This is a genomic window from Streptococcus sp. HMSC071H03 (genome assembly GCF_001813035.1).
GTDB lineage: Bacteria > Bacillota > Bacilli > Lactobacillales > Streptococcaceae > Streptococcus > Streptococcus anginosus.
On record NZ_KV811170.1, the window covers coordinates 24,061 to 49,137 of the forward strand.

Annotated in this window: 26 protein-coding genes, 2 tRNA genes and 1 pseudogene; 23 read left to right on the top strand and 6 right to left on the bottom strand. The window is 40.0% G+C overall.

All coding sequences use genetic code 11. The features are described from left to right. The 6 genes from HMPREF2887_RS08710 to rsmA all read left to right on the top strand — a co-directional run. Window positions 1-411, top strand: a 411-nt coding sequence (locus HMPREF2887_RS08710; RefSeq protein ID WP_084741081.1) for a ribonuclease P, incomplete at its 5' end; no start/stop codon positions are given. Between the two features lie 146 nt (window positions 412-557). Further along, window positions 558-692, top strand: a complete 135-nt coding sequence (gene rpmH / locus HMPREF2887_RS08715; RefSeq protein ID WP_003026476.1) for a 50S ribosomal protein L34 — start codon at window positions 558-560, stop codon at window positions 690-692. A gap of 132 nt (window positions 693-824) precedes the next feature. Then, window positions 825-1,601 carry a TatD family hydrolase gene (locus HMPREF2887_RS08720; protein ID WP_021002149.1) on the top strand — a complete coding sequence of 259 codons (777 nt, stop codon included), beginning with the start codon at window positions 825-827 and terminating at the stop codon, window positions 1,599-1,601. A gap of 581 nt (window positions 1,602-2,182) precedes the next feature. Then, on the top strand, window positions 2,183-2,764 hold the full coding sequence (gene rnmV / locus HMPREF2887_RS08730; RefSeq protein ID WP_057489827.1) for a ribonuclease M5: 582 nt from the start codon (window positions 2,183-2,185) through the stop codon (window positions 2,762-2,764). Continuing rightward, window positions 2,754-3,470 carry a hypothetical protein gene (locus HMPREF2887_RS08735; protein WP_021002147.1) on the top strand — a complete coding sequence of 239 codons (717 nt, stop codon included), beginning with the start codon at window positions 2,754-2,756 and terminating at the stop codon, window positions 3,468-3,470. The genes rnmV and HMPREF2887_RS08735 overlap by 11 nt, the downstream gene beginning before the upstream one ends. Window positions 3,471-3,488: 18 nt before the next feature. Next, window positions 3,489-4,364 (top strand): 16S rRNA (adenine(1518)-N(6)/adenine(1519)-N(6))-dimethyltransferase RsmA, encoded by an 876-nt coding sequence (gene rsmA / locus HMPREF2887_RS08740; protein ID WP_003032206.1) that lies wholly within the window; start codon window positions 3,489-3,491, stop codon window positions 4,362-4,364. Window positions 4,365-4,423: 59 nt separating this feature from the next. On the opposite strand, the gene HMPREF2887_RS08745 is transcribed toward rsmA, so the two are convergent. Continuing rightward, window positions 4,424-4,512, bottom strand: a tRNA-Ser gene (locus HMPREF2887_RS08745). Between the two features lie 125 nt (window positions 4,513-4,637). Beyond that, window positions 4,638-4,720 (bottom strand) — tRNA-Leu (locus HMPREF2887_RS08750). Window positions 4,721-4,829: 109 nt separating this feature from the next. Here HMPREF2887_RS08750 and rsgA point away from each other — a divergent pair. The 11 genes and pseudogenes from rsgA (at window position 4,830) to gap (ending at window position 15,858) form a co-directional block, all read left to right on the top strand. Then, entirely contained in the window at window positions 4,830-5,708 is an 879-nt protein-coding gene (rsgA, locus tag HMPREF2887_RS08755; protein ID WP_021002146.1) for a ribosome small subunit-dependent GTPase A, read from the top strand. 12 nt (window positions 5,709-5,720) lie between these two features. Further along, a complete protein-coding gene (gene rpe / locus HMPREF2887_RS08760) occupies window positions 5,721-6,380 on the top strand; it encodes a ribulose-phosphate 3-epimerase (protein WP_003026463.1) in 660 nt (219 codons plus the stop codon). Next, window positions 6,373-7,004, top strand: a pseudogene (locus HMPREF2887_RS08765) (thiamine diphosphokinase). Before rpe ends, HMPREF2887_RS08765 begins: the two are co-directional and overlap by 8 nt. Before the next feature lies 1 nt (window position 7,005). Next, window positions 7,006-8,262, top strand: a complete 1,257-nt coding sequence (locus HMPREF2887_RS08770; protein WP_021002145.1) for a DNA recombination protein RmuC — start codon at window positions 7,006-7,008, stop codon at window positions 8,260-8,262. After that, window positions 8,252-9,196: a 3'-5' exoribonuclease YhaM family protein gene (locus HMPREF2887_RS08775; RefSeq protein WP_003026457.1), complete on the top strand. Its 945-nt coding sequence runs from the start codon at window positions 8,252-8,254 to the stop codon at window positions 9,194-9,196. The genes HMPREF2887_RS08770 and HMPREF2887_RS08775 overlap by 11 nt, the downstream gene beginning before the upstream one ends. A 91-nt stretch (window positions 9,197-9,287) precedes the next feature. After that, complete coding sequence (gene purR / locus HMPREF2887_RS08780; RefSeq protein ID WP_003026455.1) at window positions 9,288-10,106, top strand: pur operon repressor; 819 nt, start codon at window positions 9,288-9,290, stop codon at window positions 10,104-10,106. A 13-nt stretch (window positions 10,107-10,119) separates the two neighbouring features. Then, a complete protein-coding gene (locus HMPREF2887_RS08785) occupies window positions 10,120-10,698 on the top strand; it encodes a hypothetical protein (RefSeq protein ID WP_003026453.1) in 579 nt (192 codons plus the stop codon). Between the two features lie 201 nt (window positions 10,699-10,899). Then, the gene (gene rpsL, locus HMPREF2887_RS08790; RefSeq protein ID WP_003026451.1) at window positions 10,900-11,313 is read left to right on the top strand and encodes a 30S ribosomal protein S12; all 414 of its coding nucleotides are present in this window, start codon (window positions 10,900-10,902) and stop codon (window positions 11,311-11,313) included. A gap of 19 nt (window positions 11,314-11,332) precedes the next feature. Next, a complete protein-coding gene (gene rpsG, locus HMPREF2887_RS08795) occupies window positions 11,333-11,803 on the top strand; it encodes a 30S ribosomal protein S7 (RefSeq protein ID WP_003026449.1) in 471 nt (156 codons plus the stop codon). Between the two features lie 451 nt (window positions 11,804-12,254). After that, window positions 12,255-14,336 (top strand): elongation factor G, encoded by a 2,082-nt coding sequence (fusA, locus tag HMPREF2887_RS08800; protein WP_003026447.1) that lies wholly within the window; start codon window positions 12,255-12,257, stop codon window positions 14,334-14,336. Between the two features lie 514 nt (window positions 14,337-14,850). Next, on the top strand, window positions 14,851-15,858 hold the full coding sequence (gene gap / locus HMPREF2887_RS08805) for a type I glyceraldehyde-3-phosphate dehydrogenase (RefSeq protein ID WP_003026445.1): 1,008 nt from the start codon (window positions 14,851-14,853) through the stop codon (window positions 15,856-15,858). 224 nt (window positions 15,859-16,082) lie between these two features. On the opposite strand, the gene rnjA is transcribed toward gap, so the two are convergent. After that, window positions 16,083-17,765 carry a ribonuclease J1 gene (gene rnjA / locus HMPREF2887_RS08810; protein WP_003026442.1) on the bottom strand — a complete coding sequence of 561 codons (1,683 nt, stop codon included), beginning with the start codon at window positions 17,763-17,765 and terminating at the stop codon, window positions 16,083-16,085. 3 nt (window positions 17,766-17,768) lie between these two features. Then, window positions 17,769-17,999: a DNA-directed RNA polymerase subunit epsilon gene (locus HMPREF2887_RS08815; protein ID WP_020999859.1), complete on the bottom strand. Its 231-nt coding sequence runs from the start codon at window positions 17,997-17,999 to the stop codon at window positions 17,769-17,771. A gap of 277 nt (window positions 18,000-18,276) precedes the next feature. On the opposite strand from HMPREF2887_RS08815, the gene tsaB reads away from it, so the two are divergent. From tsaB to HMPREF2887_RS08840, 5 genes are read left to right on the top strand one after another with little or no spacing between them, the layout of a single operon-like run. Further along, window positions 18,277-18,960, top strand: coding sequence for a tRNA (adenosine(37)-N6)-threonylcarbamoyltransferase complex dimerization subunit type 1 TsaB (tsaB, locus tag HMPREF2887_RS08820; RefSeq protein ID WP_021002144.1), 684 nt, complete (start codon window positions 18,277-18,279; stop codon window positions 18,958-18,960). Next, window positions 18,957-19,397 carry a ribosomal protein S18-alanine N-acetyltransferase gene (gene rimI, locus HMPREF2887_RS08825; protein WP_003026437.1) on the top strand — a complete coding sequence of 147 codons (441 nt, stop codon included), beginning with the start codon at window positions 18,957-18,959 and terminating at the stop codon, window positions 19,395-19,397. Before tsaB ends, rimI begins: the two co-directional genes overlap by 4 nt. Next, window positions 19,390-20,403 carry a tRNA (adenosine(37)-N6)-threonylcarbamoyltransferase complex transferase subunit TsaD gene (tsaD, locus tag HMPREF2887_RS08830; RefSeq protein ID WP_021002143.1) on the top strand — a complete coding sequence of 338 codons (1,014 nt, stop codon included), beginning with the start codon at window positions 19,390-19,392 and terminating at the stop codon, window positions 20,401-20,403. The genes rimI and tsaD overlap by 8 nt, the downstream gene beginning before the upstream one ends. A 2-nt stretch (window positions 20,404-20,405) precedes the next feature. After that, on the top strand, window positions 20,406-21,101 hold the full coding sequence (locus tag HMPREF2887_RS08835) for an AzlC family ABC transporter permease (protein WP_021002142.1): 696 nt from the start codon (window positions 20,406-20,408) through the stop codon (window positions 21,099-21,101). Beyond that, window positions 21,091-21,414 carry an AzlD domain-containing protein gene (locus HMPREF2887_RS08840; protein WP_003028637.1) on the top strand — a complete coding sequence of 108 codons (324 nt, stop codon included), beginning with the start codon at window positions 21,091-21,093 and terminating at the stop codon, window positions 21,412-21,414. Before HMPREF2887_RS08835 ends, HMPREF2887_RS08840 begins: the two co-directional genes overlap by 11 nt. A 573-nt stretch (window positions 21,415-21,987) precedes the next feature. Here the strand turns inward: HMPREF2887_RS08840 and galU are convergent. Both galU and HMPREF2887_RS08850 read right to left on the bottom strand, forming a co-directional pair. Continuing rightward, window positions 21,988-22,887 (bottom strand): UTP--glucose-1-phosphate uridylyltransferase GalU, encoded by a 900-nt coding sequence (galU, locus tag HMPREF2887_RS08845; protein ID WP_057489825.1) that lies wholly within the window; start codon window positions 22,885-22,887, stop codon window positions 21,988-21,990. Window positions 22,888-22,914: 27 nt separating this feature from the next. After that, on the bottom strand, window positions 22,915-23,931 hold the full coding sequence (locus HMPREF2887_RS08850; RefSeq protein WP_021002140.1) for an NAD(P)H-dependent glycerol-3-phosphate dehydrogenase: 1,017 nt from the start codon (window positions 23,929-23,931) through the stop codon (window positions 22,915-22,917). A gap of 251 nt (window positions 23,932-24,182) precedes the next feature. On the opposite strand from HMPREF2887_RS08850, the gene HMPREF2887_RS08860 reads away from it, so the two are divergent. Then, on the top strand, window positions 24,183-24,872 hold the full coding sequence (locus tag HMPREF2887_RS08860) for a gamma-glutamyl-gamma-aminobutyrate hydrolase family protein (RefSeq protein ID WP_021002139.1): 690 nt from the start codon (window positions 24,183-24,185) through the stop codon (window positions 24,870-24,872). Window positions 24,873-25,077: the final 205 nt, after the last annotated feature.

Genomic DNA, 25,077 nt, shown 5'->3' on the forward strand with positions numbered 1-25,077 from the left:
TTTTGGAACTATTTGTGTGGTTATGGCGATATCACAGAACCAATGTTTGCGCTGCGTTTATATGGGAAGCCAAGAGATTTTGGAGTATCGTTAGAAGTCAGCTTTATCGAGCGCAAGAAAGATGAAACCAGTCTGACGAAGCAAAATCGAGTCTTGCAGGTGCCAATCGCAACTCCGGTTTATTACTTGGCTCAAATAAATGGTGTCAGTCAACGATTTGCTGGAACAGAAGAAAATCGACAGTATTTGAGCCAACAAGTAAAAACAGGGCAAGTCCGTAAAGTCTTAGTGAAATACGATGTAGATTTAGCCCAAGCCACATCAATAAGGCAAGTTCTGGATGAGCTTCAGGATGCTATGATAACACTCATTCCTTTTTATGAGGCAACCAGAGAATTGTACGAGGTTTAGACAAACTTTCTTGAGGCTTTAGCAAAAACAATTTCGCGCTGCTATTGACAAAAGGCTTAGAATCATATAGAATAATAAAGTATGTTTAGTAACTGATCACAATAGCCGGCTAAACGAATACAAGAATCTAAGAGGAGGTATTCAAAGTGAAACGTACTTATCAACCAAGTAAAATCCGTCGTGCGCGCAAACATGGTTTCCGTCATCGTATGGCAACTAAAAACGGTCGTCGCGTACTTGCTAGCCGTCGTCGTAAAGGACGCAAAGTTTTGGCTGCATAATCCAAACGAATACAAGATGAAGAACCAACGGAAACTCGAGACCGCTGGTTTTTTTGTTGGATAACAAAGAGACAATCTGCATTTACCACGAGATTTTGATATAATAGAAACTGATATAAAGAGGAATGAATGATGAAAATTTTTGATACGCATACACACCTCAACGTGGACAATTTCGCAGGAAAAGAATCTGAAGAAATTGCTTTTGCACGCGAGTTAGGTGTCACAAAGATGAATATTGTGGGATTTGATGCAGAAACCATTGAAAAGTCGCTTGCGCTGTCTCGTCAATATGACGAACTTTACAGTACGATTGGCTGGCACCCGACGGAGGCAGGTTCTTATACGCAGGAAGTTGAGGACATGCTTATCAGTCATTTGCACGATCCCAAAGTTATTGCCCTCGGTGAGATTGGTCTGGACTATCATTGGATGACAGCACCGAAAGAAGCGCAAGAGCGTGTTTTTCGGCGGCAGATTCAGTTGTCAAAAGATTTGGACTTGCCTTTTGTAGTGCACACTCGTGATGCTTTGGACGACACATATGAGATTATTAAAAGCGAGGGTGTGGGTCCTCGTGGGGGCATTATGCATTCTTATTCAGGTTCTTTGGAAATGGCAGAGCGCTTTATCCAACTTGGTATGATGATTTCATTTTCGGGTGTGGTCACGTTTAAGAAAGCTGTAGATGTGCAGGAAGCTGCGCAAAAACTGCCTTTGGACAAAATCCTAGTTGAAACGGATGCACCTTACTTAGCTCCTGTTCCAAAGCGTGGTCGTGAAAATCGGACGGCTTATACTCGCTATGTGGTGGACTTTATCGCTGATTTGCGTGGGATGACAACAGAAGAGCTAGCAGCGATAACAACTGCCAATGCGGAAAGGATATTTGGAATTGAATATATTTAATTGGATGAAAACTAATACAACTTTTAAAGTTAATCTATATTTTGGTCTTATATATGTTATTTTATATGTTATGTCGTTTTTTATTGGAAATTTGATAAAACCAATATTAACTATTGTTACACTAATATGGATTAGTATTTATTGGTATATATATCGATGCCGTGATGTCTTAACTGTAAGAAAATTTTTATTTGGTTATAAAGAACGCAATGATTTATGTGGGAGCGATGCTTTTTTCTTTAAATTACTATCAAATGAATTTTTTAAAATTATGAAGAGTTACCCAATAACTATGATATATATATTACTTTGGTATCTGCCTCTAAATGCCTTACTAAAATTTTGGGATGCAATCAAAAACATTATTGAAATACTAAACTTATTTGATATATTGGGTTTTCTCAATTGTTTTGAAAGTTGTATTAAATATTTAGCAAGCAATTTAGCTCCATATATGTTGGCGTATAAAGATGAAACACAAATCGTTGTAAACATTGTGTATTTGCTTGTTTTGTGGATAGTAACATATACTATTTGTTTGCGAATCAAGCTGTCTAAATTTCTGGATAATAACTAGTAATATGGAAAAAATAAAAATTTCTCAAGTCATCGTTGTAGAAGGTCGAGATGATACAGCTAACCTTAAAAGATACTTTGACGTAGAAACTTATGAAACGAGAGGGTCTGCGATTTGTCAAAAAGACATTCAACGCATCAAACATCTCCATAACTTGCACGGAGTGATCGTTTTTACCGATCCAGATGTCAATGGTGAGCGGATTCGTAGAATGATTATGACAGAGATTCCTAGCGTTCAGCATGCTTTTTTAAAGCGCAATGAGGCAGCTCCCAAGTCTAAAAGTAAAGGAAAATCATTAGGTATTGAGCATGCTTCTTATGAAGATTTGAGGATAGCTCTTTCGCAGGTGACTAAGAATTTTGAAAAAACGACTGATTTTGATATCACACGTTCAGATTTGATTCGCTTAGGATTTCTGGCAGGCAATGACAGCTGCAAACGTCGTGAATTTTTAGGAGAAGAACTCCGCATTGGCTATTCAAATGGAAAACAGTTGCTTAAACGACTAGAATTGTTTGGGATTGGATTGACAGATATTGAAAATGTGATGAAAGAGTACGAAAGGAATCGACATGGCAAATAGAAGCTATATTTATTTAAAAAACGGAGATGAGACACGTGTTTTAGCGGAGGGAATTTATACGATTCCTTATTTCTGGCAACTATTTTGGGGTGAAGAAGAGCTGCAAGCGGCTATTGATTTGTGGCAAAAAGCAGAAGAGCTTGAAAAAGAAGATAAAGAGAAGACAGAAGAATTTTATCGGACACAGGATACGGGGATTGCTCTTTCTGATGAAAACTTTCATCAGAATGCTCGTCACAATCGCTCCTTTTTAGAGCAGCATGCTCCACAGACTTTGCAACTGTACGATGACTTTGTGTGTTACATTACTGCAAATATCAAAGAGGGCGATACGCTAGGATTTGACGTTTTAGAAATTATTTCTATGGACGAGTTGCCTATTGCTTTTGACAAACTTTTAAAAAATGTCCGAGCTATTCAGCAAAATCGACCAGAAGATTTAGATTTTTCTTTAGCGGACGAGGATTTGCTTGGGATAGCTATGGGTTTCCCAGATGATTATGCTTCAGACATGCTGCCAGTAGATAATATTCTAAATTCGGTTGCTTACCAAGATGAGTTTAAGAAACGTAAAAATCAAAAAAACAAGCAAATGACTGATGTGACTGAATCTACTTCAACAGAAACTAAACGCCGTATTCATCTGGCATTTTGGATTTTGCTTGTGCTGGGAATTATGCGAATTTTATATATTTTATTCAGCTAATAGATAGAAAAGAGATTTATGAGAATTGCGGATTATAGTGTGACGCGAGCTGTGCTTGAGCGTCATGGTTTTACTTTTAAAAAATCATTCGGTCAGAATTTCTTGACCGATACCAATATTTTACAAAAAATTGTGGACACAGCTGAGATTGATGAGAATGTTAATGTTATCGAAATCGGACCAGGCATCGGAGCTCTAACTGAGTTTTTGGCAGAAAATGCAGCCGAAGTTATGACTTTTGAAATTGATGAGCGCTTGGTGCCGATTTTGGCAGATACTCTGCGGGATTTTGACAATGTGTGCGTGGTCAATGAAGATATTCTTAAGTCAGACTTGCAAGTCCGAATCAAGGAATTTGCCAATCCAAGTCTTCCTATCAAAGTGGTGGCCAACCTACCCTACTACATTACCACTCCTATCCTCATGCACTTGATTGAGAGTGGCATTCCTTTTAGTGAATTTGTTGTGATGATGCAGCGAGAAGTAGCTGATCGCATCTCGGCGCAGCCCAATAGTAAGTCTTATGGTAGTTTGTCAATAGCTGTACAATATTACATGACAGCTAAGGTCGCTTTTATCGTACCACGAACAGTCTTTGTTCCTGCTCCAAATGTGGATTCGGCTATCCTCAAGATGGTTCGCAGAGACCAGCCAGCAGTTGGGGTCAAGGATGAAGCTTTCTTCTTCAAAGTCTCAAAAGCTAGTTTTACCCACCGCCGGAAAACCCTCTGGAATAATCTGACCAGTTATTTTGGGAAGTCTAATGAAGTCAAAACAAAGCTAGAGTCCGCTTTGGACAATGCTGAGTTATCTCCAAGTGTACGAGGAGAAGCGCTTAATTTGCAAGAATTTGCACGTTTAGCAGATAGCTTATATGACGAGGGATTCAGATGAGTTGAATAATATTGTAAACAAAAAGCCTCACTAAGTTCATCTTAGTGAGGTTTTTCATAAGGAAAGGACGGGATTTGAACCCGCGCATGAATAAAATCCATTTGCCGGATTTCGAGTCCGGTGCCGTACCAAGCTGGGCCACCTTTCCAAAATTTAGAATAAGCAATTTTTGAATGGGCTCGATAGAAGCATTCAAAATAGGCTATTTCGTTTTAGGCGAGAAGACAAAGCGCAGCATAAGCTGCAATACCAAAACACCTAACAAAATAAAAATGCGGAAAAAGGGATTTGAACCCTCACGTCCGAATGGACACATGCGCCTGAAGCATGCGCGTCTGCCGTTCCGCCATTTCCGCTCGGTATCTATTATACCACATTAGCGATGTTTTTCATCATTTTTTGCACTAAAAAGCAAAATACTTGTTTTTTTGATATAATGAACTTATTAAGGTTAAAGGAGTTCATTTGAAAGGAACAATTGTGAAAGCCTTGGCTGGCTTCTATTATGTAGAGTCAGAAGGTAAGGTGTATCAGACCAGAGCCAGAGGGAATTTTCGCAAGAAAGGTCAAACTCCCTATGTGGGAGATGAGGTCGAATTTTCTGCTGAGAAAGATTCTGAAGGATACATTTTAAAAATAGCAGAGCGAAAAAACAGTCTAGTGAGGCCGCCCATCGTTAATATCAATCAGGCTGTCGTGATAATGAGTGCCAAAGAGCCAGATTTCAATCCTAATCTGTTGGATCGATTTTTAGTTCTCTTGGAACAAAAAGCTATTCGGCCGATTATCTATATCAGTAAATTGGATTTGTTGGAGGACGACAAAGAGCTAGATGCTTTTCTTGATGTTTACCAAGCGATTGGTTATGATACTGCCAAAACAGTCGCAGAACTGTTGCCATTTTTGACAAGTAAAAAGACGGTTTTCATGGGGCAGACAGGAGTTGGCAAATCCACTTTGCTCAATAAAATTGCACCGGATTTACAGTTAGAGACGGGTGAGATTTCAGAGAGTTTAGGTCGCGGTCGTCATACGACACGAGCTGTCAGTTTTTACAATCTTAATGGAGGAAAGATTGCGGATACTCCGGGGTTTTCTTCCTTGGATTATGAAGTGGACAATGCAGAGGATTTAAATCAAGCATTTCCTGAAATTGCCGAAGTCAGTCGTGGCTGCAAATTCCGAACTTGTACTCATACGCATGAACCGAGCTGTGCAGTGAAACCTGCTGTTGAAAATGGAACGATTGTAGCCTTTCGTTTTGAGAATTACTTGCAATTTTTGAGTGAAATTGAACATCGTCGTGAAACCTATAAAAAAGTAGCCAAGAAGCAACCTAAGTGAGGAGGAAGCCAAATGAAATCATATAAAATTGCACCGTCTATTTTAAGTGCAGACTATGCTAATTTTGAATCAGAATTGAAAAAATTAGAAGCCACAGGGGCAGATTACGCTCATATTGATATTATGGACGGACATTTTGTTCCCAATATCAGCTTCGGTGCGGGTGTGGTAGCGAGCATGCGACCACATAGTAAGTTGGTGTTTGATTGTCATCTCATGGTCTCCAATCCAGAACACCATATTGAAGATTTTGCTCGTGCGGGTGCAGATATTATCAGTATCCATGCTGAAGCAACGCCGCATATTCACGGAGCTTTGCAAAAGATTCGGGCAGCTGGTGTCAAGGCAAGTGTTGTTATCAATCCGGGAACGCCCGTTGAAGCGGTGAAAAATGTTTTGAATTTGGTTGATCAAGTCTTGGTTATGACTGTTAATCCAGGCTTCGGTGGGCAAGCTTTTCTACCAGAAACAATGGATAAAGTACGCGAATTAGTCGTTTTGAGAGAAGTGAACCAACTAGACTTTGATATTGAAGTAGATGGTGGTATTGATGATGAAACCATTGGCATTGCTAAAGAAGCTGGTGCTAATGTCTTTGTAGCGGGCAGTTACGTTTTCAAAGGAGATGTCGCTCATCAGGTTCAAACATTGAAAGAAGCATTGCATGACTAAAATTGCTCTTTTTGCTGGCGGGATGATAGATAGTTTTCAAGTGGATTTTGACATTTTTATCGGAGTGGACAGAGGAAGCCTGTTTCTCATTGAACAAGGCATTTGCCCAGATTTAGCGGTCGGTGATTTTGATTCTGTTTCGGAGGAAGAGTTGGCTTTGATTTGTTCTCAATCGAAAGAGGTACTTCAAGCACAACCTGAAAAAGATGATACGGATTTAGAGTTGGCTGTCAAAGCTGTTTTTGCACGTTCTCCACAGGCGCAAGTGACGATTTTTGGTGCTTTTGGCGGGCGCTTGGATCATACTTTGGCAAATATTTTCTTGCCGAGTAATCCAGAAATTACTCCTTATATGCAGCAAATTCGACTGTGCAATGCACAAAATCAGCTCTGCTATTGTCCTCAAGGGCGGCACGAGGTAAAGCCAGTGGCTGGTATGAACTATTTAGCTTTTATGCCTGCGGACAATAGTCGGTTGAGCATTGAAGGCGCCAAATATCCTTTAAACGAATCCAATTATTTTTTAAAAAAGTGTATGCTTCTAACGAATTTATAGATGAGCCCGTTTTTTTAGAGTGCCAATCGGGTTATGTTATTATCATTTATAGCAAAGACAGGAGTTAGTATGGAGTTTGTAATCATCTTCTTATTGCTGGGAAATCTTATTGTGACCTTTCTTTTGTGGCAAAAGAATCAGCAACAGACAGATCAAGCGAAGAAGATTTTTGAAGATCAAGCCGATCAATTATCTGATCAGTTGGATTACCGTTTTGAGCAGGAGCGACAGCAACGCCTTCTAGCACAGCAACAGCTGGAATTGGCTCTGGGAGATCGTTTGGGAGAGGTGCGCACGGATTTACATCGAAATTTAACAGAAATGCGGTTAGAGATAAGCGAGAATCTAACCAAAAATCGTGATAAGACAGACGAACGAATGCGCCAGATTCAAGAGTCAAATGACCGTCGTTTAGAACAAATGCGCCAAACAGTGGAAGAAAAATTAGAGAAAACGCTGCAGACGCGGTTGCAAACCTCCTTTGAAACGGTTTCTAAACAGTTGGAGTCAGTCAATCGTGGTCTAGGCGAGATGCAACATGTAGCGCGTGATGTGGGCACTCTAAATAAAGTGCTCTCCAATACCAAAACGCGTGGAATTTTAGGTGAATTGCAACTCGGTCAGATTATTGAAGATATCATGACACCGAGCCAGTACGAACGCGAATTTGCGACAGTTGCAGGCTCTAGTGAACGCGTAGAGTACGCGATTAAATTACCGGGGCAAGTAGAAAAAGAATACATTTATTTGCCAATTGATTCCAAGTTTCCGCTTGCTGACTACTATCGCTTAGAGGATGCTTATGAGTCAGGAAACAAAGAAGAGATTGATTTGTACCGCAAGTCTTTGTTGGCTAGTGTCAAACGTTTTGCCAAGGACATCAATAAGAAATACTTAGCGCCTCCTGCAACAACAAACTTTGGCGTGATGTTTTTACCAACGGAAGGGCTTTATTCAGAAGTCGTTCGCAATCCGGAATTCTTTGATAGTTTGCGTCGAGACGAGCAGATTGTGGTTGCAGGACCATCTACGTTGTCTGCCCTACTCAATTCGCTTTCGGTCGGTTTTAAAACGCTCAACATTCAAAGAAGTGCAGATGACATCAGCAAGGTTTTGGGCAATGTCAAATCAGAATTTAATAAATTTGGTGGCATTTTGCTCAAGGCGCAAAAACATTTGCAACACGCTTCTGGCAATATTGATGAATTGCTGACGCGCAGAACCAATGCTATCGAGCGAACTTTGCGTCATATTGAAATTTCGGACAAGTCGGACTTAAATGGTCTGCTAGATTTCCAAGATGAAGAGGAAGAATATGAAGATTAACCAAATGAAAAAAGACGAGCTGTTTGAGGGATTTTATCTCATCAAATCCGCTGAACTACGTCAGACAAGGGCTGGAAAAAATTATTTGGCATTTACCTTTCAAGATGATACGGGAACGATTGAAGGAAAATTATGGGATGCTCAACCTCACAATGTAGAAGAATTTACTGCTGGAAAAGTCGTGCACATGCAAGGGCGCAGAGAAGTGTATAACAACACCCCTCAAGTCAATCAAATTACCTTGCGATTGCCTAAAGTTGGCGAGCCAAACAATCCAGCTGATTTTAAGGAAAAACCACCAGTTGATGTCCAAGAACTACGTGAATATCTGTCACAAATGATCTTCAAAATTGAAAACCCAGTTTGGCAGCGTGTGGTACGGGCTTTGTATGCTAAATACGATAAAGAATTTTACTCCTATCCAGCAGCGAAAACCAATCACCACGCTTTTGAGGCAGGACTTGCTTTTCATACTGCGACTATGGTGCGGCTGGCAAATGCTATTGGTGAGATTTACCCGCAATTAAATAAGAGTTTACTTTATGCAGGAATTATGCTCCATGACTTAGCAAAGGTGCTGGAATTGACAGGCCCAGAGCAAACAGAATACACCGTTCGAGGCAATCTCATCGGACACATCGCTTTGATTGATGAAGAAATAACAAAGGTGTTGGCAGAATTAAAAATTGACGACACAAAAGAAGATGTCATTGTTCTCCGTCATGTTCTGCTAAGCCACCATGGCTTGTTGGAATATGGAAGTCCTGTCCGTCCGAAAATCATGGAAGCTGAAATTATCCACATGATTGACAATTTAGATGCGGAAATGATGATGATGACTTCGGCTCTAGCCTTGGTTGGCGAGGGTGAGATGACCAATCGAATCTTTGCTATGGACAACCGCTCTTTCTATAAGCCTAATTTTGATAAGTAAAAAGCGAAAAACGAATGTTATTGCAAAAATAATGTTCGTTTTTTGGACTGATTATGATATAATGAAGAAAATAAAATAAATTGGTGAAAAAATGAAATTAAGAAGAAGTGAACGCATGGTAGTTATTTCTAACTACCTAATCAATCATCCGTACGAATTAACAAGTCTCAATACATTTGCTGAAAAGTATGAGTCCGCAAAATCTTCCATTTCTGAAGATATTGTCATTATCAAACGTGCTTTTGAAGAAATGGAAATCGGGCATATCGAAACCATTACAGGAGCAGGAGGAGGCGTTATTTTTACTCCCTCTATCTCGGATAAAGAAGCTAGAGCAATGGTGGAAGACCTCCGCACGAAATTATCTGAAAGCAATCGGATTTTACCTGGCGGCTACATTTATTTGTCGGATTTGTTGAGTACGCCTTCTATATTAAATAACATTGGGCGCATTATTGCCAAGACGTTTCGAAATCAAAAAATTGATGCTGTAATGACCGTTGCTACAAAAGGAGTGCCGTTGGCAAATGCAGTGGCAAATGTGTTAAATGTTCCATTTGTCATTGTGCGCCGCGACTTGAAAATCACAGAGGGTTCAACGGTTAGTGTCAATTATGTGTCTGGTTCAAGTGGTGACCGTATTGAAAAAATGTTTTTGTCGAAACGCAGCCTGAAAGCTGGAAGTCGTGTGTTAATCGTAGATGATTTCTTAAAAGGTGGCGGAACAGTCAATGGCATGATTAGTCTTTTACGAGAATTTGATTCGGAATTGGCTGGTGTAGCAGTCTTTGCAGAAAATGCACAGACAGAACGCGAACATTTGGATTACAAATCATTGTTGAAAGTGACAGCTATTGATGTGAAGTCCAACAAAATCAGCGTAGAAGTTGGCAATATTTTTGACAAATAGATGAGGTGAAAATTTGAAAAATATATTGGATAAATTGGATCAAAGCTCCTTGTGGCTGAGAGTTTCGATTGTTACAGTTTTGGCACTCATTCTTGCTGCTGGATTATTTTTCGTTAAAAAGCAAGATGACGCGGCGCGTGCAGCCGCTCCGACTGTAAGACGAACAGTTTCAACGTCAAAACCTTCAGAGTCGAAAGCAGAAAAGGACAAAAAAGAACAAGCGAAAATTGTGCAAGAAGCAGAAGAGGCTGTTAAAAAACTGGAAGCGGAGCAGACAACAGCTAATGTAACAGCTGCTCAGGAAAAAGTAGATAAGGTAAAAGACGAAACACAAAAGACTCAATTTCAACAGCGGATTAAGGCAGTCAGTGATGCGATTGCGGCGCGTGCAGCTAGCGAAGCAGCTGCTACAGAAAGTCAAAATGCTGTGACGCCTCAAACAGATGCAGGGCAAACGTACCAACAAACTTATCCTCAAACCTATCAAACTCCAGCCACTTCAGCTACCACAGGACAGGCTGATACCAATTCGGCTCAAACTCCAGCGACTAGCGGAGCAGGTATCCCAGCCGCAAATACTACGGGGCAGTAACTGGGATTTCAATAAGAAAACTATAAAAAATATATTGACAAAGAAAGTGCCGTCGTGTTATACTAATAGACGGTACTTTTTACTTTTGGTCTCTCAAAAGTGTACAGAGACGTGCTGACAAATGTTGCAAAAGTATACGCAGATGATAGCTGTCACCAAGTGTATCATCACCAAAATTAAAAAAATACAGGAGAAATGTAGATGCCTACAATTAACCAATTGGTTCGCAAACCGCGTAAATCAAAAGTAGAAAAATCTAAATCACCAGCTTTAAACGTTGGTTATAATAGTCTTAAACGTGTACCTACTCGTGAAAACTCACCACAAAAACGTGGTGTTGCAACTCGTGTTGGTACTATGACACCTAAAAAACCTAACTCAGCTCTTCGTAAATTTGCTCGTGTACGTTTGAGCAACTTGATCGAAGTGACTGCATATATCCCAGGTATCGGACATAACTTGCAAGAACACAGTGTTGTGCTTCTTCGTGGTGGACGTGTAAAAGACCTTCCAGGGGTACGTTACCATATCGTTCGTGGTGCACTTGATACTGCAGGTGTAACTGATCGTAAACAAGGCCGTTCTAAATACGGTACGAAAAAACCAAAAGCATAAGGAAAGGGGATAAAGATCAATGAGTCGTAAAAACCGTGCGCCTAAGCGCGAAGTATTGCCAGATCCGCTCTACAATTCAAAATTAGTGACACGTCTTATCAACCGCGTTATGCTTGATGGGAAACGTGGTACAGCAGCTTCAATCGTATATGGTGCTTTTGAACAAATCAAAGAAGCTACTGGAAATGATGCACTTGAAGTATTTGAAACAGCAATGGAAAATATCATGCCTGTACTTGAAGTACGTGCTCGCCGTGTTGGTGGTTCTAACTACCAAGTCCCAGTTGAAGTTCGTCCAGAACGTCGTACAACTCTTGGACTTCGTTGGTTGGTAACTATTTCACGTTCACGTGGAGAACACACTATGCAAGATCGCCTTGCAAAAGAAATCATGGATGCAGCTAACAATACTGGTGCAGCTGTTAAAAAACGTGAAGATACTCACCGTATGGCTGAAGCTAACCGTGCTTTTGCTCACTTCCGCTGGTAAGATTAAGATACTAAGGGCGTTAAAAAAGCGACAGAAAATTAGGAAACTTGACGAAGAATCAGAGATTCTAGGAAAGTTTATACCTAAAGGTAGCCATATCCCTAATACAGCAAAGCTGAAAGGGCTACGTCTCTATTTTCCGAGCTTTTAGCCCGAGTTCAATTGAGTTTTTGAGATTTTAATCCGAACTCAAATTTAAGATGCGAAAGCGTTAAAAGAGTCCAAGAGAAAATAGGAAATCGAAGCAGGTTGCGATTGCAACCAATGAGATTTATCTTTTTCTTTAGATTTTTAGCTTAATCAAAATTGTTAGGATCGTAAAAGCGTTAGGCATTGCACTTGACCCAATCAACTACAAAAACTTCAGGAGGAGCGGGTAGGATTTGCCTACTCGCTTTTCTTAAAATATGTTATAATAAACTGTAAATAAAATAATAGGAGAAACAACCAAATGGCTCGCGAATTTTCACTTGAAAAAACTCGTAACATCGGTATCATGGCTCACGTCGATGCTGGTAAAACAACAACGACTGAACGTATTCTTTACTATACCGGTAAAATCCATAAAATTGGTGAAACACACGAAGGTGCTTCACAAATGGACTGGATGGAACAAGAACAAGAACGTGGTATTACCATTACATCTGCTGCAACAACAGCACAATGGAAAGATTACCGTGTCAACATTATCGACACACCAGGACACGTGGACTTCACAATTGAAGTACAACGTTCCCTTCGTGTATTGGATGGTGCCGTAACTGTCCTTGACTCACAATCAGGTGTTGAACCTCAAACGGAAACAGTTTGGCGTCAAGCAACTGAATATGGTGTTCCACGTATCGTATTTGCTAACAAAATGGATAAAATTGGTGCAGACTTCCTTTACTCAGTAAGCACTCTTCACGATCGCCTTCAAGCAAATGCTCATCCAATTCAATTGCCAATCGGTGCAGAAGATGATTTTCGTGGTATCATTGACTTGGTTCGTATGAAAGCTGAAATCTATACAAATGATCTTGGAACAGATATTCTTGAAGAAGATATTCCAGCTGATTATCTTGAACAAGCCCAAGAATGGCGTGAAAAATTGGTAGAAGCAGTTGCTGAAACTGATGAAGACTTGATGATGAAATACCTTGAAGGTGAAGAAATTACTGAAGCAGAACTAAAAGCTGCCATCCGTAAAGCAACTATCAATGTTGAATTCTTCCCAGTTCTTGCTGGTTCTGCCTTCAAGAACAAAGGTGTTCAAATGATGCTTGATGCAGTTATTGACTACCTTCCAAGCCCACTTGACATTCCAGCTATCAAGGGTGTAAACCCAGATACTGAAGAAGAAGAAACTCGTCCTGCATCTGATGACGAACCATTTGCAGCACTTGCTTTCAAGATTATGACAGACCCATTTGTTGGTCGTTTGACTTTCTTCCGTGTGTACTCAGGTGTCTTGAACTCAGGTTCATACGTTTTGAATACTTCTAAAGGAAAACGTGAACGTATCGGACGTATCCTGCAAATGCACGCTAACCACCGAAATGAAATCGAAACAGTTTACTCTGGTGACATCGCTGCAGCTGTTGGTTTGAAAGATACTACAACTGGTGACTCATTGACAGATGAAAAGGCAAAAATTATCCTTGAATCTATCGAAGTTCCAGAACCAGTTATCCAATTGATGGTTGAACCTAAGTCAAAAGCTGACCAAGATAAGATGGGTATTGCCCTTCAAAAATTGGCTGAAGAAGACCCAACTTTCCGCGTTGAAACTAACGTTGAAACTGGTGAAACAGTTATCTCTGGTATGGGTGAACTTCACTTGGATGTCCTTGTAGACCGTATGCGTCGTGAATTCAAAGTTGAAGCAAACGTAGGTGCTCCTCAAGTATCTTATCGTGAAACTTTCCGTGCACAAACATCAGCACGTGGATTCTTCAAACGTCAATCAGGTGGTAAAGGTCAATTCGGTGATGTTTGGATTGAATTTACTCCAAATGAAGAAGGAAAAGGATTCGAGTTTGAAAATGCTATCGTTGGTGGTGTGGTTCCACGTGAATTCATCCCAGCTGTAGAAAAAGGTTTGATTGAGTCAATGGCAAACGGTGTTCTTGCTGGTTACCCAATCGTTGACGTGAAGGCAAAACTGTATGATGGTTCATACCACGATGTCGACTCATCAGAAACAGCCTTCAAAGTTGCTGCCTCTCTTGCTCTTAAAGAAGCTGCTAAGACTGCGCAACCAACCATTCTTGAACCAATGATGCTTGTTACAATTACTGTACCAGAAGAAAACCTCGGTGACGTTATGGGACACGTAACAGCTCGTCGTGGACGTGTTGATGGTATGGAAGCTCATGGTAACAGCCAAATCGTTCGTGCCTATGTTCCACTTGCTGAAATGTTCGGTTATGCAACAGTTCTTCGTTCAGCATCACAAGGACGCGGTACTTTCATGATGGTATTTGACCACTACGAAGATGTACCGAAGTCAGTACAAGAAGAAATCATTAAGAAAAATAAAGGTGAGGCTTAATCAAGTCAAGCCCATGCGTCCGCAGTTGCGGGCGTTTTTTATAAAAAAGGAAGCTGGGACAATGTACTCAGCTTCCTTTGTTTATATAGTCAGAATTATAAGATGCAGTGGTTTGGAGAAGCTCTATTCACCTTAGTCAATGTAGAGTTTCCCATGCACAATTAATTAGGCACTTTAGTGCCAATTAATCACTGCTGAGTGGACTCTAATACGGTGATAAATCAACTTTTACAGCTCTACTCAACCGTACAGAGGTGGGACGATGAAATCAAGTTTTTACGAAACTACTGATTTCTGTCCCACTCTCTTTTTGCATATCTCCCACTTAGCTTCCGAAAATGAAAGAGAAATGAAAATCTTTGAAAGGAATGATATTCCTTGTTAATAATGCTGAAATCAGTTGCAATTTTAAGGGATAAAGTATATAATAGATATGTTGAAAGGTGATTTGTAGCAACTCAAGTTACTCTTTTCACATAAAAATTTTTTGATTTTCATAAGGAGGAAATCACGAATGGTAGTTAAAGTTGGTATTAACGGTTTCGGTCGTATCGGTCGTCTTGCATTCCGTCGTATCCAAAACGTAGAAGGTGTTGAAGTTACTCGTATCAACGACCTTACAGATCCAGTTATGCTTGCACATTTGTTGAAATATGACACAACTCAAGGTCGTTTCGACGGTACTGTGGAAGTTAAGGAAGGTGGATTCGAAGTTAACGGTAAATTCGTTAAAGTTTCTGCTGAACGTGACCCAGAACAAATCGACTGGGCTACTGACGGTGTAGAAATCGTTTTGGAAGCAACTGGCTTCTTTGCTAAGAAAGATGCAGCTGAAAAACACCTTAAAGGTGGAGCTAAGAAAGTTGTTATCACTGCTCCTGGCGGAAACGATGTTAAAACAATCGTATTTAACACTAACCACGATGTTCTTGATGGTACTGAAACAGTTATTTCAGGTGCTTCATGTACTACAAACTGCTTGGCTCCAATGGCTAAAGCACTTCAAGACAACTTCGGTATCGTTGAAGGTTTGATGACAACAATCCACGCTTACACTGGTGACCAAATGATTCTTGACGGTCCACATCGTAAAGGTGATCTTCGCCGTGCTCGTGCTGGTGCTGCAAATATCGTTCCTAACTCAACTGGTGCTGCTAAAGCTATCGGTCTTGTTATCCCAGAATTGAACGGTAAACTTGATGGTTCAGCCCAACGTGTTCCAACTCCAACTGGATCAGTTACTGAATTGGTTGCTGTTCTTGAAAAGAATGTAACTGTTGATGAAGTAAATGCAGCTATGAAAGCAGCAGCTAACGAATCATACGGTTACACAGAAGATCCAATCGTATCTTCAGATATCGTAGGTATGTCATTTGGTTCATTGTTTGATGCAACTCAAACTAAAGTTCTTGATGTTGACGGAAAACAATTGGTGAAAGTTGTATCTTGGTACGATAACGAAATGTCATACACTGCACAACTTGTACGTACTCTTGAATATTTTGCAAAAATTGCTAAATAATTCATCAGTATAGAAAAGGGAGGCTTGCCTCTCTTTTTTTGTTGTCATTCGCTCCTCGGCTCAGACTTGTGGAAGTTGGGAGTTGAATATGTATAAAAATTAAATTAGAATGTTGATAAAACTCCAGAGTTTCCACTCGTTTGGTCGTTATGACCAAGCTACAATAAAAACAACTTGACTTTACCCAAATCAAGTTGTTTTTTTACTATGTAAGGATTGTATTGCTAGATTTCTTCATCTGGTGTTAAAATCATTGGGATGATAATGGGCTCACGCTCTGTGTTTTCATATAAAAATGGTCTAAGAGCATTTACGATAGCACCATTGACTGACTGAATGCTAGCATCTTTATTTTTTAATGCAATACGAATCGCATTGAAAAGAATACGTTGGCTATGACGGATCAGTTCACCTGATTCACGCATATAGATAAAACCGCGACTAAGAATATCAGGACCAGCCAAAATCATTTTTGATTTAAAGTCAACGGTAGCTACTGCAAGGACAACGCCATCTTCGGAAAGGTCACGTCTGTCGCGAAGGACTGCGGCACCGATTTCTCCGATACGATTACCATCAACATAAATATCTTGGGCATTGAAACTTCCTGCAATACGAGCTGAATTGGCAGTTAAAGCAAGGACGTCTCCATTGCTCATGATAAAGATATTCTTTTTAGGGATGCCTGTATCCATTGCAAGCCCGGCATGGACTTTTTGCATGCGGTATTCACCATGGACTGGCATGAAATACTTCGGTTTTATCAAGCGAAGCATGAGTTTTTGTTCTTGTTGCCCTCCGTGCCCAGAGGTATGGATATTATTGATTTTTCCATGGATAACATCAACGCCAGCTTCTGAAATGGTGTTGATGAGCTTATTGACACTGGTGGTATTTCCAGGGATAGGACTAGAAGAGAAAATCACTGTATCACCTGGTTGAAGCTGCACTTGACGATGTGTTCCATTCGCAATGCGTGAAAGAGCTGCCATTGGCTCTCCTTGACTTCCTGTACACATGATTAGAATTTCATTTGCAGGATAATCTTTAATTTCATTTGGTTCAATGAACGTCCCTTTTGGGGTTTTGATATAACCTAGTTCGATTCCGTTGACAATGGCTTTTTCCATTGAACGTCCAAAAACAGCAATTTTTCGGCCAGTTTTAACCGCAGCATCCGCAGCTTGTTGAAGACGGAAGATATTTGAGGCAAAGGAGGCAAAAATAATCCGCCCGTGAATGCCTTCAATGATTTTCATGATAGATTGACCAACGACTTTTTCGGAATTTGTGAAAGTTGGAATTTCTGCATTGGTGGAATCAGAAAGAAGTGCTAGAACGCCATCTTCCCCAAGAGCTGCCATTCGATGTAAATCTGCTGGCTCGCCAACGGGGGTAAAGTCAAACTTGAAATCACCCGTACAAACAATTTTCCCTTGAGGTGTGTGGATGACAATTCCCAAAGGCTCTGGGATAGAGTGAGTTGTGCGGAAGAAGGTTGCTTTTAAATTTTTAAATTGAAGTTCGGTATTTTGATTGATTTCGTAGAGTTTAGCGTCACGTAAAAGTCCGTGCTCTTCCAATTTACCACGAATCAGTGCAAGGGCAAGTGGTCCAGCATAAATGGGAACATTTGCTTGCTTGAGAAGGAAGGGAATCCCTCCGATGTGGTCTTCGTGACCGTGAGTAATCAACACTCCTTTGATACGGTCAATATTTTCTACGATATAAGAATAATCAGGAATGACATAATCAATCCCTAAGAGGTCGTCTTCAGGAAATTTAATCCCTGCATCAACGATGATAATCTCATCCTGGTATTCAATCCCGTAGGTATTTTTTCCGATTTCTCCTAAACCACCAATGGCAAATACACCGACTTCTTCGGGTTTTAAAGTATATGACATGGTTTAGAGCTCCGTAATTGTAAAGTTGCCTGATTCTTTTTCGTATTCTAAATGTTTGTCAGACAAAAGTGTAATCAATTCAACATTATAAGGTGTTTTTTCTTCGACGAGTTTCCGGGCTTTGATGCGTCCTTCTAGTTCGTCTTTGGCGTCAATATCCAAGTAGAGAGAATGCGTGTTTTCCCGACGTGGATTGCGTTCTTTTGTTTCTTGATAAAAAACTTTGTAAATCATTTCAATTCCTTTCTCATTCATAATCAATCTACCAGAAAATAGCCACCTTATTTTCAAGGGCGGTCTCCATCTATTTGATTTTCTGGGTAATAAATTGATTTTGATACGTTACAATTATAATCATTATATCATAAAAAGGTTATTTAGTAAAAGAAAGAAGTGAGAAAAACTAGGAAAACGATTTTCAAAAGGTCTTGTTTTTTTGGAAATCATATTGAGGAAATCCGTATTTTTTGTAGTATAATAGAAAGTAGATTATCACAAAGGAAAGATAAGAATGAAAGTTTTAGCTTTTGACACATCCAGCAAAGCCCTAGCAATTGCGATTTTAGAAGATGAGAGTTTGCTTGCTGAGATGACGATAAATATTAAGAAAAATCATAGCGTTACATTGATGCCGGCTATTGATTTTTTAATGGAAAGTTTGGATTTAAAACCAACTGACTTAGAACGCATTGTGGTTGCAGAAGGTCCGGGTAGTTATACAGGTTTGCGAATTGCTGTGGCAACAGCCAAAACGTTAGCATATACGCTTAAAATAGATTTGGTAGGAGTTTCTAGCTTGCGAATTCTGGTGCCAGAGGACATTGACGGCTTGGTCATTCCTCTCATGGATGCTAGACGCAATCATGTCTATGCTGGTTTTTATGAAAATGGCAGAGCAGTTCAGCCAGAAGCTCATTTATCTTTTGAAGAAGTGTTAGAAAAAGCCAAGTCTGCTTCTCAGGTAACTTTTGTAGGAGAAGTGGAAAATTTTGCGGAGCAGATTCAATCCGCTTTGCCAGCAGCTCTTATCAAAGCAACCCTGCCAAGCGCTGTGCTCCTTGCTAAAATCGGTCTGCAACTATCGGATCGTTCTGTTCATGATTTTGTGCCGAATTACCTCAAGCGAGTGGAAGCAGAAGAGAATTGGCTCAAAAATCATCAAGAAACGAGCGATTCTTACATCAAGCGCTTATGATTGAGATTAAAAAAGATGAAAAAAAGCAGGTTGCTGATTTGGCAGAGCAGATTTACCAAGTATTAAAAGATGTGTATGCTGTCAGTCCTTGGAATATAGAGCAGATTGAGAAAGATTTACAAAATCCTCTGTCGGTTTATGTTTTGGCTTTGGAAGCTCAAAATTTAATTGGCTTTCTGGCTTTTCAAGGGTCGGATTTTGAAGCGGAAGTTTTACAAATTGCGGTTAAGAAAGCCTATCAAGGACAAAAAATTGCGACCGCTTTGTTTGAACATCTGCCAATTGACAAAGAGATTTTTCTCGAAGTGAGAGAATCCAACAAAGCAGCTCTGCTATTTTACCAAAAAGAGAAATTTATAAAAATCGCTCGGCGTAAGAATTACTATCATGAGCCAGTGGAAGATGCGATTGTAATGAAAAGGGAAAACAATGAATGACAGATATATTTTAGCTTTTGAGACCTCCTGCGATGAGACTAGCGTAGCGGTTTTAAAAAATGACGCTGAACTCTTATCCAATGTTATTGCGAGCCAGATTGAGAGCCATAAACGTTTTGGTGGCGTGGTACCGGAAGTAGCCAGCCGTCACCATGTGGAAGTTATCACAGCTTGTATTGAGGAGGCTCTTGCGGAGGCTGGTATTACAGAAAAAGAAGTGACTGCAGTAGCGGTAACTTATGGACCGGGACTAGTCGGTGCTCTTTTGGTCGGGCTGGCAGCTGCCAAGTCCTTTGCGTGGGCACATCATTTACCGCTTATTCCTGTCAATCATATGGCAGGTCATCTGATGGCGGCTCAGAGTGTTGAGAAATTAGAATACCCTCTTTTAGCATTATTAGTCAGTGGAGGGCATACGGAATTGGTTTATGTTAGCGAAGCTGGTGATTATCAGATTGTCGGAGAAACACGCGATGATGCAGTTGGAGAAGCTTATGATAAAGTTGGTCGTGTGATGGGATTGACTTATCCAGCTGGGCGTGAGATAGATGAATTGGCCCATAAAGGACAAGATATTTATGATTTTCCGAGAGCGATGATTAAAGAGGATAATTTAGAATTTTCTTTCTCTGGGTTGAAGTCTGCCTTTATCAACCTCTGTCACAATGCGGAGCAAAGGGGTGAAAGTTTGTCGAAAGAAAATTTGGCTGCTAGTTTTCAAGCTGCTGTTTTAGATATTCTCATGGCAAAAACAAAAAAAGCTTTGGAGAAATATCCTGTTAAGACCTTAGTCGTTGCGGGAGGTGTTGCTGCTAATCAAGGTTTACGTGAACGTTTAGCAGCTGAAATGACAGATATCAAGGTAATCATACCGCCTTTGCGTCTCTGTGGGGACAATGCAGGAATGATTGCTTATGCGAGCGTCAGTGAGTGGAACAAAGGGAATCTTGCAACATTGAGCTTGAATGCTAAGCCAAGTCTGGCATTTGACACAATGGAAGAATAAATATGATTGGAAAAAGTTTTAAGGATGGGGCTAAGGCAGCGATGCCAACGGCTCTTGGGTATATTAGTATTGGACTAGCTTGTGGAATTATTGGTGCTTCTTATGTCAGTCCTCTTGAAATGGCACTCATGAGCAGTTTAGTCTATGCAGGAAGTGCTCAGTTTGCTATGCTAGCACTTCTTGCGATTCACGCACCGGTAACAGCTATTGCTCTGACAGTTTTTTTAATCAATTTGCGGTTGTTTTTGCTGAGCCTTCATACATCAACCTTTTTTTGGCATGCCAGTCTATTGCAAAATATCGGTATCGGAATACTCTTGACAGATGAAACATACGGCGTTTTACTAAGTGAGCGTGTCCATACAAAGGATATTTCGCTTCAGTGGATGTATGGCAATAATATTACGAGCTATCTTGCTTGGATTGTTGGCTCTGTGGTCGGAACGACATTAGGAAGTCTTTTGCCCAATCCAGAAGTGTTTGGACTGGACTTTGCGCTGGTGGGCATGTTTATTGGGATTTTTTCTTCCCAATTTTTAGTGATGCTCCATAAAACAAAACTTCAAAAACTAGTAGTGATTTTGGTTGTGGTAGCTTTGTCGTTCTATGCTTTAAGTATGCTTGTTTCTTCGTCTTTAGCTGTTTTAACGTCGACCTTATTAGGCTGTGCTGTGGGGGTAATACTAGATGATAAATAATTATATATTTGTCGCCATTCTTCTCTCAGCCTTGGTGACGTGGCTAGCGCGGGTGACTCCTTTTATCTTGGTAAAATATCGCGGCTTACCTAAAGTTGTAGAACGATTTTTACAGTATTTACCAGTCTCTATTATTTTTGCATTGATTTTATCCAGCCTTACAAATGGGAAGATAGGGCAGTTGCCAACCTTTAAATGGCTAGATTTAATAGCTGTCTTTCCAACAATTTATATTGCTTTTCGCTATCGTAACTTAGTAGTGACCGTGATTTTTGGTGTGATATTGGTAGCTATTCTGCGATTTATCTTTTAACTTTATAGAAATAACTCTGTCTTAGGAAATCACTAAAGCGGAGTTTTAGTTAAAAATGACCGTTTAAGACTTAAAACAGACCATTCAGAATTTTAATGAGTTTTTTATTTAGATTGGGTACAATGAGAGTTTGTTGTAAAGTAGATTTGCGGTTACTATTTTCATTTCCAAAGGGGCTTTTTCCGAGTCTGCCAAAAGCAGTATTGAGACTTACTTCGCAAACTCTATCTATAACCTCAAGTCAGTGCTTTGAGCAATTATCTACTTCGTTAAGAATTTTAGGTATCAAAAAGTAGAGGCTGGGACAAAAGTCCGACCTCAAGTATAAAAAGCGAACAAAACTAGTTTTCTGGTAATCAGAATTCTGCTTTGTTCGCTTTTCGCATTTAATTATAGATTTGAAGGGCTTAATAATTAAGATTTTTAAAAATTGAAATCTTTTTGTCCCAAACTCTTTACAAGCTATTGTTTTCCCAACAAATGTAGTGATTGGAAAAGCACTTTTGATTTTAATCAATTAGAGTTCTTTAGAACAATTGATTAGGAATAGGTGCCACCCATCACAGCTATCTGTTAGTTTTCTTTTTTGTCTAATTTCTTGCCTAACTCAATAATGTATTGTTTCATATCGTCTTTGATTTGAGGATGTTTGAGGGCATAGTCAATAGATGTTTTCATAAAGCCAAATTTGTCGCCGACATCATAACGGTCACCTGTGAACTCACGAGCGAATACTCTTTGTGTTTTGTTGAGAGTATCAATAGCATCTGTCAGCTGGATTTCATTTCCGGCACCTGGCTTTTGTGTTTCCAAGATGGAGAAGATTTCAGGCGTCAGTAGGTAGCGTCCGATAATGGCGAGATCACTTGGTGCGTCTTCTGGTTTTGGCTTTTCAACAAAAGTTTCAACGCTGTAGAGCCCATTTACTCCTTCACCTTGTGGATTAATAACACCGTAAGAAGAAACTTCGTCGTGTGGCATTTTCATGACAGCAATAGTTGAAGCGTGTGTTTCTTCGTAATCGTTCATCAATTGCTTGGTAAGTGGTACTGCTTTGTCATTTGTAATGTCCATTAGGTCATCACCTAGCATGACAACGAAAGGTTCATTCCCAACGAAAGCTTTGGCCTGTAAAACAGCGTCTCCAAGCCCACGTGGATGGCTTTGACGAATGAAATGAAGACCGATACCAGTCGTTTCATCTACGAGTTTTAAAAGATCAGATTTACCTTTTTCTTTGAGGTTGTACTCCAATTCAAAATTTGAATCAAAGTGGTCTTCAATGGAGCGTTTAGATTTTCCGGTTACGACCAAGATGTCTTTGATACCGGCCTTTAATGCTTCTTCGACAATAAATTGAATAGTCGGTTTGTCAACGATAGGCAGCATTTCTTTGGCGAGCGCTTTGGTTGCTGGCAAGAAACGAGTTCCAAGTCCAGCAGCAGGGATAACAGCTTTTCTTACTTGAGTCATATGACCCTCCTTTTTTGTAGTAGCTAATTACGACCATTCGTTTTCAGCTTTGAATTCATTATTCATTATATCATAAATGGCGTCTTTTATGTTAAGGCTTTCATAAATCACGTGATAGATCGCTTGAGTAATTGGCATATAGACACCCAGTTCTTGTGCGAGTTCGTAAGCAGCTTTGGTGGTGGAAATGCCTTCGATGACCATGCCCATGTTGGCTTCAATATCTTCTAACTTTTCGCCACGACCAAGAGCATCACCAGCGCGCCAATTACGTGAGTGAACGGAGGTTCCTGTAACAATTAAATCTCCTACTCCGGATAAGCCACTATATGTTAAGGGACTAGCACCAAGTTTGACGCCAAGACGAGTAATTTCTGCTAAGCCGCGTGTGATAATCGCAGCTTTTGCATTATCACCGTAACCGAGACCATGAAGGGCACCTGCTCCGACAGCAATGATATTTTTTAGTGCGCCGGCTGTTTCTACGCCGATGACATCTGTATTAGTGTAGAGACGGAAGTAGTGATTGCTGAAAAGTTCTTGAACATATTTTGCTGCTTCTAAGTCTTTTGAAGCTGCTGTGATGAGAGTAATGTCGCGAACGATAGTCTCCTCAGCGTGGCTGGGACCAGAGACAACGACGATTTCGCTACGGAATTGTTCAGGCAATTCTTCCTCTAAAATCATGGAAAGTCGTTTGTGAGTGTCGGGCTCCAGACCTTTTGAAGCATGCATCACTTTAACTGGATGATCCAGCACCTCGGCTACTTGTTTGGCTACAAGACGTGTGACCTTGGTTGGAACGACGAAAAGGATAGCATCCACGCCATCAAGGGTTTCTTTTAAGTCGTAATACGCTGTGATCTTTTCATCAAGAACAATATCTTTAAAATACCGTTTGTTAGTGTGGTGCTCGTTGATTTCAGTAATTTGTTCGGCAATATTGCCCCAAATACGAACTTCATGTCCGTTGTCATTTAATACTTGTGCCAAGGCAGTACCCCATGAACCAGGGCCTAAAACAGCAACTGTTTGTTTTTCCATGTTCTTCTCCTTATAGAGTTTTCTAATTTCATTTTACCATAGAAAGCGATAAATTTCTTGTTTAGTAGTAGCTTGTTTTTATAAGTTATTATTTTATAAGAATAAAGGCTGATTAAAGTGCATAAAAAGAGTGTAATGAGGCAGGAGTTGTGGCTAGTATAAAAACTATTTATCACGACCTTTAAAAAAATCAATTGGACGGCAGGTAGAGGAAGTGGTAAGATTGTGTATATCAATGAGGAGGGAATCGTATGAGCAGACCGATTGTTGGAGTGACCGCTAATCTTTGTCCTGTCGATAAGGAAGGTAAAAATATCCATTCGTCCGTTTCTAGTAAATTTGCTGAGAGTATCAGAATTGCTGGTGGATTGCCTATGATTATCCCTGTTGGTGACAAAAGTTTGGTGAGGGATTATATTGAAAGTATTGATAAATTGATTTTGTCTGGCGGACAACATGTGCACCCCACTTTTTACGGAGAAAAGCAGACGATTGAGAGTGATGATTACAATATGGTGCGAGACGAATTTGAGCTGGCTCTGTTAGCAGAAACTATTCGACAAGAAAAACCAATTATGGCAATTTGCCGAGGCTTGCAGTTGGTCAATGTTGCTTTTGATGGAACGCTCAATCAGCATATTGACAACCATTGGCAGGGCTTACCTTTTGGAACTTCTCATTCTATTCAAACTGAGAAAGGCAGCATTGTTGAAGAATTGTTCGGTCGTGCTAGTCAGATTAACTCTGTCCACCGACAAAGTATTAAAGATTTGGCACCGAATTTTCGCGCAACAGCTTTTGATCCTAGGGATAAAACCATTGAAGCGATTGAGTCGCTAGATGATAGTCGGATCATTGGGCTTCAATGGCACCCAGAGTTTTTAGTCAATGAAGAAAAAGGGAATCTAGAACTTTTTCAGTATCTTTTGCAGAAATTGTAAATTTGAAATACGGCTTAAGCTTCATTTAAGAAAATCATTTTATAATAATATTATCAAATGAAGACCTCCTAACTTTATTTGATGAAATCCTAAAACTTTTTCATAATAATCTCCCTATAAGGATCACCAAAGAGGTGGTCTTTTTTCTACCATTTGTCAAGCAATTCAATATTTTTCAGTCAAAGAATTGATGATTGATTTGATT

Coding starts and splice junctions, on each gene's coding strand:
- rpsG (WP_003026449.1), top strand. CDS start 11,333: ATGAGTCGTAAAAACCGTGCGCCTAAGCGCGAAGTATTGCCAGATCCG.
- tsaD (WP_021002143.1), top strand. CDS start 19,390: ATGAATGACAGATATATTTTAGCTTTTGAGACCTCCTGCGATGAGACT.
- HMPREF2887_RS08775 (WP_003026457.1), top strand. CDS start 8,252: ATGAAGATTAACCAAATGAAAAAAGACGAGCTGTTTGAGGGATTTTAT.
- HMPREF2887_RS08850 (WP_021002140.1), bottom strand. CDS start 23,931: ATGGAAAAACAAACAGTTGCTGTTTTAGGCCCTGGTTCATGGGGTACT.
- HMPREF2887_RS08835 (WP_021002142.1), top strand. CDS start 20,406: ATGATTGGAAAAAGTTTTAAGGATGGGGCTAAGGCAGCGATGCCAACG.
- HMPREF2887_RS08770 (WP_021002145.1), top strand. CDS start 7,006: ATGGAGTTTGTAATCATCTTCTTATTGCTGGGAAATCTTATTGTGACC.
- HMPREF2887_RS08720 (WP_021002149.1), top strand. CDS start 825: ATGAAAATTTTTGATACGCATACACACCTCAACGTGGACAATTTCGCA.
- HMPREF2887_RS08815 (WP_020999859.1), bottom strand. CDS start 17,999: ATGATTTACAAAGTTTTTTATCAAGAAACAAAAGAACGCAATCCACGT.
- rpe (WP_003026463.1), top strand. CDS start 5,721: ATGAAATCATATAAAATTGCACCGTCTATTTTAAGTGCAGACTATGCT.
- gap (WP_003026445.1), top strand. CDS start 14,851: ATGGTAGTTAAAGTTGGTATTAACGGTTTCGGTCGTATCGGTCGTCTT.
- tsaB (WP_021002144.1), top strand. CDS start 18,277: ATGAAAGTTTTAGCTTTTGACACATCCAGCAAAGCCCTAGCAATTGCG.
- rsmA (WP_003032206.1), top strand. CDS start 3,489: ATGAGAATTGCGGATTATAGTGTGACGCGAGCTGTGCTTGAGCGTCAT.
- rnjA (WP_003026442.1), bottom strand. CDS start 17,765: ATGTCATATACTTTAAAACCCGAAGAAGTCGGTGTATTTGCCATTGGT.
- fusA (WP_003026447.1), top strand. CDS start 12,255: ATGGCTCGCGAATTTTCACTTGAAAAAACTCGTAACATCGGTATCATG.
- purR (WP_003026455.1), top strand. CDS start 9,288: ATGAAATTAAGAAGAAGTGAACGCATGGTAGTTATTTCTAACTACCTA.
- rimI (WP_003026437.1), top strand. CDS start 18,957: ATGATTGAGATTAAAAAAGATGAAAAAAAGCAGGTTGCTGATTTGGCA.
- HMPREF2887_RS08840 (WP_003028637.1), top strand. CDS start 21,091: ATGATAAATAATTATATATTTGTCGCCATTCTTCTCTCAGCCTTGGTG.
- HMPREF2887_RS08735 (WP_021002147.1), top strand. CDS start 2,754: ATGGCAAATAGAAGCTATATTTATTTAAAAAACGGAGATGAGACACGT.
- HMPREF2887_RS08860 (WP_021002139.1), top strand. CDS start 24,183: ATGAGCAGACCGATTGTTGGAGTGACCGCTAATCTTTGTCCTGTCGAT.
- galU (WP_057489825.1), bottom strand. CDS start 22,887: ATGACTCAAGTAAGAAAAGCTGTTATCCCTGCTGCTGGACTTGGAACT.
- rpsL (WP_003026451.1), top strand. CDS start 10,900: ATGCCTACAATTAACCAATTGGTTCGCAAACCGCGTAAATCAAAAGTA.
- rnmV (WP_057489827.1), top strand. CDS start 2,183: ATGGAAAAAATAAAAATTTCTCAAGTCATCGTTGTAGAAGGTCGAGAT.